Origin of the sequence: Barnesiella sp. B2-R-119 (assembly GCF_023656675.1) — a bacterium.
In the GTDB taxonomy this organism is placed as follows: Bacteria; Bacteroidota; Bacteroidia; order Bacteroidales; family Barnesiellaceae; genus Barnesiella; species Barnesiella intestinihominis.
This window is the reverse complement of record NZ_JAMOKL010000008.1, coordinates 26,120-38,713: the sequence shown is the minus strand read 5'-3', so window position 1 is coordinate 38,713 and position 12,594 is coordinate 26,120. Positions and strand designations below refer to the sequence as shown.

At 44.7% G+C, this 12,594-nt stretch carries 9 protein-coding genes and 1 tRNA gene; all 10 read left to right on the top strand.

The window, feature by feature from the left end; all coding sequences use genetic code 11:
- The first annotated feature begins 19 nt into the window (after nucleotides 1-19).
- The 10 genes from tuf (at nucleotide 20) to rpoC (ending at nucleotide 12,551) form a co-directional block, all read left to right on the top strand.
- The gene (tuf, locus tag NBH06_RS12805) at nucleotides 20-1,204 is read left to right on the top strand and encodes an elongation factor Tu (RefSeq protein WP_021890943.1); all 1,185 of its coding nucleotides are present in this window, start codon (nucleotides 20-22) and stop codon (nucleotides 1,202-1,204) included.
- 62 nt (nucleotides 1,205-1,266) lie between these two features.
- A tRNA-Trp gene (locus NBH06_RS12800) sits at nucleotides 1,267-1,339 on the top strand.
- A gap of 17 nt (nucleotides 1,340-1,356) precedes the next feature.
- Entirely contained in the window at nucleotides 1,357-1,554 is a 198-nt protein-coding gene (gene secE / locus NBH06_RS12795; protein WP_008862374.1) for a preprotein translocase subunit SecE, read from the top strand.
- A gap of 16 nt (nucleotides 1,555-1,570) precedes the next feature.
- Nucleotides 1,571-2,116 carry a transcription termination/antitermination protein NusG gene (nusG, locus tag NBH06_RS12790; protein ID WP_008862373.1) on the top strand — a complete coding sequence of 182 codons (546 nt, stop codon included), beginning with the start codon at nucleotides 1,571-1,573 and terminating at the stop codon, nucleotides 2,114-2,116.
- A gap of 61 nt (nucleotides 2,117-2,177) precedes the next feature.
- Nucleotides 2,178-2,621 (top strand): 50S ribosomal protein L11, encoded by a 444-nt coding sequence (gene rplK / locus NBH06_RS12785; RefSeq protein ID WP_155013188.1) that lies wholly within the window; start codon nucleotides 2,178-2,180, stop codon nucleotides 2,619-2,621.
- Nucleotides 2,622-2,636: 15 nt separating this feature from the next.
- Nucleotides 2,637-3,335 carry a 50S ribosomal protein L1 gene (gene rplA / locus NBH06_RS12780; RefSeq protein WP_008862371.1) on the top strand — a complete coding sequence of 233 codons (699 nt, stop codon included), beginning with the start codon at nucleotides 2,637-2,639 and terminating at the stop codon, nucleotides 3,333-3,335.
- 11 nt (nucleotides 3,336-3,346) lie between these two features.
- Nucleotides 3,347-3,862: a 50S ribosomal protein L10 gene (rplJ, locus tag NBH06_RS12775; RefSeq protein WP_008862370.1), complete on the top strand. Its 516-nt coding sequence runs from the start codon at nucleotides 3,347-3,349 to the stop codon at nucleotides 3,860-3,862.
- Nucleotides 3,863-3,913: 51 nt separating this feature from the next.
- Entirely contained in the window at nucleotides 3,914-4,288 is a 375-nt protein-coding gene (rplL, locus tag NBH06_RS12770; protein ID WP_008862369.1) for a 50S ribosomal protein L7/L12, read from the top strand.
- 104 nt (nucleotides 4,289-4,392) lie between these two features.
- Entirely contained in the window at nucleotides 4,393-8,205 is a 3,813-nt protein-coding gene (gene rpoB, locus NBH06_RS12765; protein ID WP_008862368.1) for a DNA-directed RNA polymerase subunit beta, read from the top strand.
- 71 nt (nucleotides 8,206-8,276) lie between these two features.
- A complete protein-coding gene (rpoC, locus tag NBH06_RS12760) occupies nucleotides 8,277-12,551 on the top strand; it encodes a DNA-directed RNA polymerase subunit beta' (protein WP_250794649.1) in 4,275 nt (1,424 codons plus the stop codon).
- The last annotated feature ends 43 nt before the right edge of the window (nucleotides 12,552-12,594 follow it).

The following is a 12,594-nucleotide window of genomic DNA, read 5'->3' as shown; positions in this document are numbered from 1 at the left end:
TATAAAATAATACAAAGCTATGGCAAAAGAACAGTTTCAACGTACCAAACCACACGTAAATATTGGTACTATCGGTCACGTAGACCACGGTAAAACGACCTTGACCGCCGCTATCACTACGGTTCTTGCAAAAAAAGGTCTTTCAGAATTGCGTTCTTTCGATTCTATCGATAACGCTCCTGAAGAAAAAGAACGTGGTATTACCATCAATACCTCTCACGTAGAATATGAAACTGCAAATCGTCACTACGCACACGTAGACTGTCCGGGTCACGCCGACTATGTGAAGAACATGGTAACTGGTGCTGCGCAGATGGACGGTGCTATTATCGTAGTTGCAGCTACCGATGGTCCTATGCCTCAGACTCGTGAGCATATTTTGTTGGCTCGTCAGGTGAACGTTCCTCGTATCGTTGTGTTCTTGAACAAATGCGATATGGTTGACGATGAAGAGATGCTCGAACTCGTTGAAATGGAAATGAGAGAATTGCTTTCAGCATATGAATATGACGGTGACAATACTCCTATTATTCGCGGATCTGCATTGGGCGCATTGAATGGCGAAGCTCAATGGGAAGAGAAAGTGATGGAGTTGATGGATGCTGTCGATAATTGGATTCCTCTGCCTCCGCGCGATGTTGATAAACCTTTCTTGATGCCTGTTGAAGACGTCTTCTCTATTACGGGTCGTGGTACTGTTGCTACTGGTCGTATCGAGGCAGGTCGCGTAAAAGTGGGTGATGAAGTTCAAATCCTCGGTTTGGGAGCAGATAAGAAATCGGTTGTAACCGGTGTTGAAATGTTCCGTAAGATTCTTGACGAAGGCGAAGCTGGTGATAACGTTGGTTTGTTGCTCCGTGGTATCGACAAGAATGAAATCAAACGTGGTATGGTTATCTGCCACCCGGGACAGGTTAAACCTCACTCTGAATTCAAAGCTCAGGTTTATATCTTGAAGAAAGAAGAAGGTGGTCGTCACACTCCTTTCCACAACCACTACCGTCCTCAGTTCTACATTCGTACGCTCGACGTAACGGGTGAAATCACTCTCCCCGAAGGTGTAGAAATGGTAATGCCGGGTGACCACGTTACTATCAATGTGAAACTTATCAACCCGGTTGCTTGCGACAAAGGTTTGCGCTTTGCAATCCGTGAAGGTGGCCGTACGGTAGGTTCTGGTCAGATCACAGATATTTTGGACTAATTCTATAAAGGGTTAGTTTTGATGAAACTACAAAATCAGCCTCTTTGTGGGGCTGATTTTATACGGGTCTAGCTCAGTTGGTAGAGCACTGGTCTCCAAAACCAGGTGTCGGGAGTTCGAGTCTCTCGACCCGTGCAAAATTTAGTGAAACAATGAAGAAATTGAAAATACTTGCCGATATCCAAGATTCTTATAACGAATTGGTACATAAGGTTTCTTGGCCTACCAAGTCGGAGTTGGCAAATAGTGCTGTGGTGGTTATGTTTGCTTCCCTTATTATCGCTATAGTCATATTTGCAATGGATCAATGTATTGACAAAATCATGCACCTTATTTACGGAGGTCTTTAATTAGGGAGGTAAATCAATGTCTGAAGAAAAAAAAGGCTGGTACGTTTTGCGTGCCATAAGCGGAAAAGAGAACAAGGTCAAAGAAGTTCTTGATGCAGAAATCAAGAATACTGATCTTGGCAATTATGTATTTCAGGTCTTGATACCTACCGAAAAAGTTTACACCGTACGTAACGGGAAAAAGGTGGTAAAGGAGAAAAATCTTTACTCGGGTTATGTTTTTGTCGAAGCCATTTTAGTAGGTGAGGTTGTTCATCATTTGCGTAATACAACGAATGTGATTGACTTTTTGGGCGGAAAATCCAATCAGCCGGAGCCTTTACGGCCTTCGGAAGTTAATCGTATGTTGGGCGCAGTCGACGAGATGCAGGAGGTGGGTGACGAACCGGCCGTTGTATATCATGTCGGTGAAACGGTAAAAGTAAACTATGGTCCGTTTAACGGATTTAGTGGAATTATCGAGGAGGTGAACAACGAGAAAAAGAAACTGAAAGTAATGGTTAAAATTTTTGGTCGCAAGACTCCGTTGGAGTTGGAAAATTCGCAAGTAGAGCGGGAGTAATACAAGAGGTTACGCGCTTGTATGAACCCTCGGTATTTTAATAATATCAAAATTAAAAACAATGGCTAAAGAAATTGCTGGACAGATCAAATTACAGATTAAAGGTGGTGCAGCAAACCCCTCTCCTCCCGTAGGACCTGCATTGGGTTCTAAGGGTATAAACATCATGGAGTTTTGCAAGCAATTCAATGCCCGTACCCAAGACAAAGCTGGTAAAGTATTGCCGGTCGTAATTACCTATTATAGCGATAAATCTTTCGATTTTGTCGTTAAGACTCCTCCCGTAGCTATTCAAGTTATGGAAGCTGCCAAAGTAAAAGGCGGTTCTGCGGAGCCTAACCGTAAAAAAGTGGGAGAGATTACTTGGGAACAGGTAAAAGTAATCGCCGAGGACAAATTGGTCGATTTGAACTGTTTTACGGTAGAATCGGCGATGAAAATGGTTGCTGGTACAGCGAGAAGTATGGGTATCACCGTAAAAGGGGAATTCCCGGTAAATAACTAATAAACTTCAATTGAAATGGGTAAACTGACAAAAAATCAAAAGTTAGCTTTAGCAAAGATTGAAGCAGGGAAGGCCTACTCACTCGGCGAGGCATCTCAATTGGTAAAAGATATTACTTATACCAAATTCGATGCATCGCTTGATATTGATGTACGCTTAGGCGTTGATCCTCGTAAAGCCAATCAAATGGTAAGAGGTGTCGTATCGTTGCCTCATGGAACGGGTAAACAAGTGCGTGTGTTGGTACTTTGTACTCCCGATGCCGAAGCTGCCGCAAAGGAAGCCGGAGCCGATTACGTAGGATTGGACGAATATATCGAGAAGATCAAAGGCGGTTGGACCGATATCGACGTAATCATTACGATGCCTGCTATCATGGGTAAGATCGGTGCTTTGGGACGTGTATTAGGCCCTCGTGGTTTGATGCCTAATCCTAAGAGCGGAACTGTGACTCCCGATGTCGCTAAAGCTGTAAAAGAAGTAAAACAAGGAAAAATCGATTTCAAAGTCGATAAGAATGGTATAGTACATGCCTCTATAGGTAAGATTTCGTTTACTGCCGATCAGATTCGCGATAATGCGAAAGAATTTGTTTCGACATTGATAAAACTGAAACCTACTGCTGCTAAGGGTACTTATATCAAGAGTATTTATCTTTCGAGTACAATGAGCCCGGGTATCAAGATTGATCCTAAATCAGTTGACGAGATCTAAAACAAGGAATTATGAGAAAGGAAGATAAAGGCACTATTATTGCGCAAATAGCAGAAACTGTAAAGGAGTACAGCTGCTTCTACCTTGCAGAAACTGCAACGTTGAATGCTGAAAAAACAAGCAATTTACGTCGTGCATGTTTCAAAGAAGGTATCAAAATGATGGTTGTTAAGAACGCTTTGTTACACAAGGCACTGGAAGGGCTTGATACCGATTATTCGCCCTTGTATGGTTCTTTGAAGGGTTCTACAACGATGTTCTTTGCAAATGTTGGCAATGCACCTGCAAAGCTGATTAAGGAGTTTAGAAAGACTTCTGAAGATTTGGTTCTAAAAGCCGCTTATGTAGAAGAAGGGTTTTATATCGGAGCCGATCAGCTTGATGCACTTGTTGCTATCAAGAGCAAAAACGAACTTATTGCTGAGGTTATCGCCCTCTTACAATCTCCTGCAAAGAATGTTGTATCGGCTCTTCAGTCAAGTGGTTCTACCTTACATGGAGTATTGCAGACTCTATCAGAAAGATAAAATTTATACAAAAAACATTATTACGAATAATAACATTTAATTCATACAAAAATGGCAGATTTGAAAGCTTTTGCAGAACAATTAGTTAACTTGACCGTAAAGGAAGTAAACGAACTTGCTCAAATTTTGAAAGACGAATATGGTATTGAACCTGCTGCTGCAGCTGTTGCTGTTGCTGCTGCTCCTGCCGCTGGTGGAGCTGCTGCTGAAGAAAAAACATCTTTCGATGTTGTTTTGAAAGCTGCTGGTGCAAATAAACTTGCTATCGTTAAATTGGTGAAAGAACTCACCGGACTTGGCTTGAAAGAAGCAAAAGACCTTGTAGACGGTGCTCCTAACAACATCAAAGAAGGTCTTGCTAAGGCTGATGCTGAGGCTTTGAAAAAACAATTGGAAGAAGCTGGAGCAGAAGTTGAACTTAAATAATACATCTGTTAATCAGAGAGTTTGGTTAAGAATCATCTCACTCGGTGATTCTTAACCTTTTTGTGTATATATTTTTAATTAAGTTCACTTAATCCCTTTTATAAATGTCTTCTACAATAGGTAAACCACGCGTAAATTTCGCTTCAATTAAGAATCCGCTTCCTTATCCGGATTTCCTTGAAGTTCAGTTGAAGTCATTTCAAGACTTTTTGCAACTCGACACCCCGCCTGAAAAAAGAAAAAACGAAGGACTTTTCAAGGTATTTGCCGAGAATTTCCCCATTGCTGATACACGCAATAACTTTGTCCTCGAATTTTTGGACTATTATATCGATCCGCCGAGATATACGATTGAAGAATGTCTCGAAAGAGGGTTGACTTACAGCGTACCGTTAAAGGCCAAATTGAAATTATATTGTACCGATCCCGATCATGAGGATTTCGCTACGGTAATTCAAGACGTTTATTTAGGTCCTATCCCTTATATGACTGCTAAGGGTACGTTTGTTATCAATGGGGCCGAACGTGTTGTCGTTTCACAGTTGCACCGTTCTCCGGGCGTGTTCTTCGGACAAAGTATACACGCTAACGGTACAAAACTTTATTCGGCACGTATTATTCCGTTCAGGGGCTCTTGGATTGAATTTGCCACTGATATAAACAACGTGATGTATGCCTATATCGACCGGAAGAAAAAGTTGCCCGTTACTACTTTGTTGCGTGCGATTGGTTTCGAGACCGATAAGGATATTCTCGAAATATTCGGTTTGGCAGAAGACTTGAAAGTCTCCAAAGCAAGTTTGAAAAAAGCCATTGGCCGCAGATTGGCGGGTAATGTCGTTAAGGCTTGGGTGGAAGACTTTGTAGACGAGGATACCGGTGAGGTCGTTTCTATCGAACGTACCGAGATTGTCATTCCTCGTGAAACTGTCCTTGAAGAATCGCATATTGCCGATATTATCGAATCGGGTGTCCAAAATATCTTGTTGCATAAAGAGGATAGCAACACGTCGGATTACTCGATTATATTCAATACGTTGCAAAAGGATTCCAGCAACTCGGAAAAAGAAGCCGTGTTGTATATTTATCGCCAATTACGTAACGCCGAGCCTGCCGATGATGCCAGTGCCCGCGAGGTGATTACCAACCTTTTCTTCTCGGAGAAACGTTACGATTTGGGAGAAGTAGGACGTTATAGAATAAACAAGAAATTAAATCTTTCTACCTCGCCCGATGTGAAGGTGCTTACGAAAGAGGATATCATCGAAATTATCAAATATCTCATCGAGTTGATTAACTCGAAGACCGATGTCGATGATATAGACCATTTGAGCAACCGTCGTGTGCGCACGGTAGGAGAACAATTATATAATCAGTTTGGAGTGGGGTTGGCTCGTATGGCGCGTACCATTCGTGAGAGAATGAATGTGCGGGATAACGAGGTGTTTACTCCCATCGACTTGATTAATGCAAAGACGATATCGTCTGTTATCAATACATTCTTCGGGACGAACGCTTTGTCGCAGTTCATGGATCAGACGAATCCGTTGGCCGAAATTACTCACAAGCGTCGTATGTCGGCCTTGGGTCCCGGCGGTTTGTCTCGCGAACGCGCCGGTTTCGAGGTCCGTGACGTGCACTATACGCACTATGGACGTCTTTGTCCTATCGAGACTCCCGAAGGACCTAATATCGGTTTGATCTCGTCTCTTTGTGTATATGCTAAGATTAACGATCTGGGCTTCATCGAAACTCCGTATCGGAAAGTAGAAAATGGGAAAGTGGATTTGTCGCCCGAGGGTGTGGTGTATTTGACCGCCGAAGCCGAGGAAAACTTGGTGGTAGCGCAGGGTAATGCTCCGTTGAATGACGACGGCACATTTGTTCGCAATCGGGTAAAATCTCGTTTGGAGGCCGATTTCCCCGTCGTTTCGCCCGATCAGGTGAATTTGATGGACGTGTCGCCTACTCAGATAGCTTCTATCGCGGCATCGTTGATTCCGTTCCTCGAACACGATGATGCGAACCGTGCGTTGATGGGGTCGAACATGATGCGTCAGGCAGTTCCTTTATTGCGTCCCGAAGCTCCTATTGTGGGAACAGGTATCGAGGGGCAGTTGATTCGCGATTCTCGTACGCAGATTACGGCCGAGGGCGATGGTGTTATCGAGTTTGTCGATGCCACTACGATTCGTATTCGCTACGATCGTACGGAAGATGAAGAATTTGTAAGTTTTGAAGATTCCGTAAAAGAATATATCATACCCAAGTTCCGTAAGACGAACCAGAGTACGACTATCGATTTGCGTCCTATCTGCCACAAGGGAGACCGGGTTAAAGCCGGAGATATTCTTACTGAAGGTTATTCCACCGAGAATGGCGAGTTGGCTTTGGGACGTAACCTCAAAGTCGCATTCATGCCGTGGAAAGGATATAACTACGAGGATGCTATCGTGTTGAACGAGCGTGTCGTTCGTGAAGACATTCTTACTTCGGTTCACGTTGATGAATATTCGTTGGAAGTGCGTGAAACCAAGCGCGGTATGGAGGAACTTACTTCCGATATTCCCAATGTAAGCGAGGATGCTACGAAAGACCTCGATGAACGTGGTATTATTCGTATCGGAGCTCAGGTTAATCCCGGAGATATTATGATCGGTAAGATTACTCCGAAAGGAGAATCCGATCCTTCTCCCGAAGAAAAATTGCTTCGTGCGATTTTCGGTGATAAGGCCGGCGATGTGAAAGATGCTTCCTTGAAAGCTACTCCTTCGTTGAAAGGTGTCGTTATCGGTACGAATCTATTCTCTCGTGCCATTAAAAAGAAAAAATCGAAACTCAGCGACAAAGCCATTCTTCCGAAACTCGACGAGGAATATGAAGAAAAGATGAACGGTTTGAAAGCCATTCTCATCGATAAGTTGCTTGTTTTGACACAAGGTAAGGTTTCTCAGGGTGTGAAAGATTTCATGGGAACCGATGTCGTGTCGAAGGGAACGAAATTCACTCAGGCTGTTCTGAATAAAATCGATTATACGACGGTACAGGTAAGCAAGTGGACGACCGATGCCGCTAAGAACGAATTGATACGCGCTACTATCATCAATTATTTGAAGAAGTATAAAGAATATGATGCCGAGTTGCGTCGTAAGAAATTCGATATTTCTATCGGAGATGAACTTCCTTCTGGTATCGTGCAAATGGCCAAAGTGTATATTGCCAAGAAGCGTAAGATAAGCGTGGGCGATAAGATGGCCGGACGTCACGGTAACAAGGGTATCGTTTCGCGTATCGTTCGTCAGGAAGACATGCCTTTCTTGGCCGACGGAACTCCGGTCGATATCGTTTTGAACCCGTTGGGTGTGCCTTCTCGTATGAACTTGGGACAGATTTTCGAGACCGTTTTAGGTTGGGCTGGAGCCGAGTTGGGAGAAAAATTTGCGACTCCGATTTTCGACGGGGCGAGCCTTGATGATTTGAATACTTGGACCGATAAAGCCGGGCTTCCTCGTTATGGTAAGACCTATTTGTATGACGGTGGCACAGGCGAGCGTTTCGACCAGCCGGCTACGGTGGGGGTAATCTATATGCTGAAACTGGGTCACATGGTCGAAGACAAGATGCATGCCCGTTCCATCGGTCCGTACTCTTTGATTACGCAACAGCCTTTGGGTGGTAAAGCACAGTTCGGTGGTCAGCGTTTCGGAGAAATGGAGGTTTGGGCTCTCGAAGCCTTCGGTGCTTCTCATGTTTTGCAGGAAATCCTGACGATCAAGTCGGACGACGTGGTTGGACGTTCGAAAGCCTATGAGGCAATCGTTAAGGGCGAACCCATGCCGACACCCGGTATTCCCGAGTCTCTGAATGTGTTATTGCATGAATTGAGAGGTCTTGGTCTTAGCGTCAACTTAGAATAAATAAAATCCAATGGCCAGACTGTCGCAGAAATGTGACAGTCGGCCAATAACTCTTTATACATTAAAAACATATGGCTTTTAGAAAAGATAACAAAATAAAGAGTAACTTTTCGAAGATTTCGATCGGTTTGGCTTCGCCCGAAGAGATTCTGGAAAATTCGAGCGGTGAGGTCTTGAAACCCGAAACCATCAATTACCGTACCTATAAACCTGAGCGGGACGGTCTTTTCTGCGAACGTATATTCGGACCTGTAAAAGATTACGAGTGTCATTGCGGAAAATATAAACGTATTCGCTACAAAGGTATCGTGTGCGACCGATGTGGTGTGGAAGTAACAGAGAAAAAGGTGCGCCGCGAACGCATGGGGCATATACAGCTCGTTGTTCCGGTAGCTCATATCTGGTATTTCCGTTCGTTACCCAATAAGATTGGGTATTTGTTGGGATTGCCCAGCAAGAAATTGGACGCTGTTATCTATTATGAGCGTTATATTGTCATACAGCCGGGACCTCAATCGGACTTGGCTACTTACGATTTGCTTTCCGAAGAGGAATATTTGAACATCATGGATTCACTTCCTCGTGAAAATCAGATGCTCGAAGATACCGATCCGAATAAGTTTATCGCTAAGATGGGAGCAGAAGCTATCTACGATCTGCTTTCTCGTTTGGATCTCGATGAGCTGTCTTACGATTTGCGTCATCGTGCCAGCACCGATGGCTCTCAGCAACGCAAAACCGAGGCTTTGAAACGGCTCCAAGTCGTTGAGTCGTTCCGGGCTTCGAAGGGTAGGAACCGGCCCGAATGGATGATTTTGAAAGTCATACCGGTTATCCCGCCCGAATTGCGTCCGTTGGTTCCTCTCGATGGCGGTCGTTTCGCGACTTCCGATTTGAACGATTTGTACCGTCGGGTGATTATCCGTAACAATCGTTTGAAACGATTGATGGAGATCAAGGCTCCTGAGGTTATTCTTCGAAATGAAAAACGTATGTTGCAGGAGGCTGTGGATTCTTTGCTCGACAACTCTCGCAAGTCTAGCGCAGTGAAAACCGAGGCTAATCGTCCGTTAAAGTCTCTTTCCGATAGTTTGAAAGGTAAGCAAGGACGTTTCCGCCAAAACCTGTTGGGTAAACGTGTCGATTATTCTGCGCGTTCGGTTATCGTCGTAGGTCCCGAATTGAAAATGCACGAATGCGGTCTGCCCAAAAATATGGCGGCCGAATTGTATAAACCGTTTATTATCCGTAAACTTATCGAGCGTGGTATCGTTAAGACGGTAAAATCGGCTAAGAAAATCGTCGATCGCAAAGAGCCTGTGGTATGGGATATCCTCGAACATGTGATGAAAGGACACCCCGTGCTGTTGAACCGTGCCCCGACGTTGCACCGTTTGGGTATTCAGGCGTTCCAGCCCAAAATGATCGAAGGTAAGGCTATCCAGTTGCATCCGCTCGCTTGTACGGCATTTAACGCCGACTTCGACGGTGACCAGATGGCTGTTCACTTGCCTCTCGGAAACGAGGCAATTCTTGAAGCTCAACTGTTGATGTTGGGTGCTCATAATATCTTGAATCCCGCCAATGGCGCACCTATCACTGTGCCTTCGCAAGATATGGTTTTGGGATTGTATTATATTACCAAACTTCGTCCGGGTTCGTTGGGTGAAGGACTGAAATTCTATGGTCCCGAAGAAGCCGAAATCGCTTACAACGAAGGTAAAGTTTCGTTGCACGCTCCGGTATCGGTCGTTGTGAAAGATGTCGATAAGGACGGTAATATCATCGAGCACATGGTCGAGAATACTTCGGTGGGTCGTGTATTGGTTAATCAGTATGTGCCTCAGGAGATCGGCTATGTCAATGAAATCCTTTCTAAGAAATCGTTGCGCGATATTATCGGTAAGGTGATTAAAGTTTGCGGTGTGACACGTTCGGCTCAGTTCCTTGACGATATCAAGAACTTGGGTTACTACATGGCATTCAAGGGAGGTTTGTCCTTCAATTTGGGTGATGTGCTCGTTCCGCCCGAAAAAGAGACTTTGGTTGCCGAAGGTAACGCCGAGGTGGAACAGATCATGAACAACTACAACATGGGTTTCATCACTTATAACGAGCGTTATAATCAGATTATCGATACATGGACTCACGTAAATTCTCGTCTGTCCGATATTTTGATGAAGCAACTTTCTGCCGACAATCAAGGATTCAATTCGGTATTCATGATGTTGGATTCGGGAGCTCGTGGTTCTAAGGACCAGATTCGTCAGTTGTCGGGTATGCGTGGTTTGATGGCCAAACCCCAAAAGTCGGGAGCAGAAGGCGGTCAGATCATCGAGAACCCTATTTTGGCAAACTTCAAAGAGGGACTTTCCGTGTTGGAATACTTTATCTCTACGCACGGTGCTCGTAAAGGTCTTGCCGATACGGCATTGAAGACAGCCGACGCCGGTTATTTGACCCGTCGTTTGGTCGATGTAGCTCACGATGTCATTATCCATGAAGAGGATTGCGGTACATTGCGCGGTTTGGTTTGTACCGAGATTAAGAATAACGAGGAGGTCGTAGCTTCTTTGGGTGAAAGAATATTAGGACGTGTGTCTGTTCACGATGTAGTGAATCCGTTGACTAACGAGATATTGGTTCACGCCGGTGAAGAAATTACCGAAGTTATTGCCAAGAAGATAGAGGATTCTCCTATCGAACAGGTGGAGATTCGTTCGGTTCTGACGTGCGAATCGAAGAAAGGTGTTTGTGCTAAATGTTACGGACGTAACCTTTCTAATAACCGCATGGTTCAAAAAGGCGAGGCTGTGGGTGTAATTGCCGCGCAGTCGATCGGTGAGCCGGGTACACAGCTGACATTGCGTACGTTCCACGTCGGTGGTATCGCTTCGAATATTGCGGCTGTATCGAGCGTTACATCTCGTTACGAGGGTATTTTGGAGATAGACGAACTTCGTACGGTAGAAAATGTATCCGATAGCGGTACAAGAGTACAGATTGTCGTAGGTCGATTGGCCGAAATGCGTATTATCGACCCGAATACGAAAATGGTGCTCATGACTGCCAATATTCCCTATGGATCAAAACTTTTCTTCAATAACGGCGATACCGTTAAGAAAGGCGATATGATTTGCGAATGGGACCCCTTCAATGCGGTAATTGTTTCGGAGGTGGGCGGTAGAGTCAACTTCGAAGCCGTGGAAGAAGGTGTTACTTATCGTGTAGAATCGGACGAACAATCTGGTTTGAAAGAAAAGATCATTATCGAATCGAAAGACCGTACCCGTGTACCGTCGGCACAAATTCTCGATGAAGCCGGGCAGGTAATCAAGAGTTATGCTTTGCCTGTGGGAGCTCACTTGATGATTGAAGACGGCGATAGGATTAAAACGGGAGATGTATTCGTTAAGATACCTCGTGCGGTCGGTAAAGCCGGTGACATTACCGGTGGTCTTCCTCGTGTAACCGAGTTGTTCGAAGCACGTAACCCGTCTAATCCGGCTGTCGTTTCTGAAATCGACGGTGAGGTGATCTTCGGGAAAGTGAAACGTGGTAATCGTGAAATCTCTGTGGTTTCCAAGACGGGTGAGACGAAGAAATATTTGGTTCCTCTTTCCAAACAAATATTGGTACAAGAGAACGATTACGTGCGTGCCGGAACTCCGCTTTCCGATGGAGCCGTTACTCCTTCCGATATCTTGGCCATCAAAGGTCCTACGGCTGTACAGGAATATATCGTGAACGAAGTTCAAGATGTGTACCGTATGCAGGGTGTGAAGATTAACGATAAGCACTTCGAGGTGATTGTTCGTCAAATGATGCGTAAGGTTCAAATTCTCGATCCGGGCGATACTCGATTCTTGGAACAACAGATTGTCGACAAGCGAGACTTCATGGACGAAAATGACCGTATTTGGGGTAAAAAAGTCGTTACCGATCCGGGCGATTCTCAAACGTTGAAAGCCGGACAGATCGTTACGGCGCGTAAATTGCGCGATGAAAATTCGGCTTTGAAACGGAAAGACTTGAAGTTGATACAGGTGCGCGATGCAATTCCTGCTACTTCCGAACAGATTCTGCAAGGTATTACCCGTGCAGCCCTGCAAACATCGAGCTTTATGTCGGCCGCTTCTTTCCAAGAGACGACAAAAGTGCTCAACGAGGCTGCTATCAATGGTAAGGTAGATACGTTGGAAGGTATGAAAGAAAACGTTATCTGCGGACACTTGATTCCTGCCGGTACGGGGCAACGTGAGTTTGACAAACTCATTGTCGGATCCAAAGAGGAATTCGATCGTGTTTTTGCCAATCGTAAGAATGTAACTGATTTTTCTAATTAATAAGAGAGAAGAAGAATACTTTAAGCAGGGGAGCGATTTTGTG

Bases quoted from the DNA above. Each gene is read 5' to 3' on its own strand.
- tuf (WP_021890943.1), top strand. From the start codon at position 20: ATGGCAAAAGAACAGTTTCAACGTACCAAACCACACGTAAATATTGGT.
- secE (WP_008862374.1), top strand. From the start codon at position 1,357: ATGAAGAAATTGAAAATACTTGCCGATATCCAAGATTCTTATAACGAA.
- nusG (WP_008862373.1), top strand. From the start codon at position 1,571: ATGTCTGAAGAAAAAAAAGGCTGGTACGTTTTGCGTGCCATAAGCGGA.
- rplK (WP_155013188.1), top strand. From the start codon at position 2,178: ATGGCTAAAGAAATTGCTGGACAGATCAAATTACAGATTAAAGGTGGT.
- rplA (WP_008862371.1), top strand. From the start codon at position 2,637: ATGGGTAAACTGACAAAAAATCAAAAGTTAGCTTTAGCAAAGATTGAA.
- rplJ (WP_008862370.1), top strand. From the start codon at position 3,347: ATGAGAAAGGAAGATAAAGGCACTATTATTGCGCAAATAGCAGAAACT.
- rplL (WP_008862369.1), top strand. From the start codon at position 3,914: ATGGCAGATTTGAAAGCTTTTGCAGAACAATTAGTTAACTTGACCGTA.
- rpoB (WP_008862368.1), top strand. From the start codon at position 4,393: ATGTCTTCTACAATAGGTAAACCACGCGTAAATTTCGCTTCAATTAAG.
- rpoC (WP_250794649.1), top strand. From the start codon at position 8,277: ATGGCTTTTAGAAAAGATAACAAAATAAAGAGTAACTTTTCGAAGATT.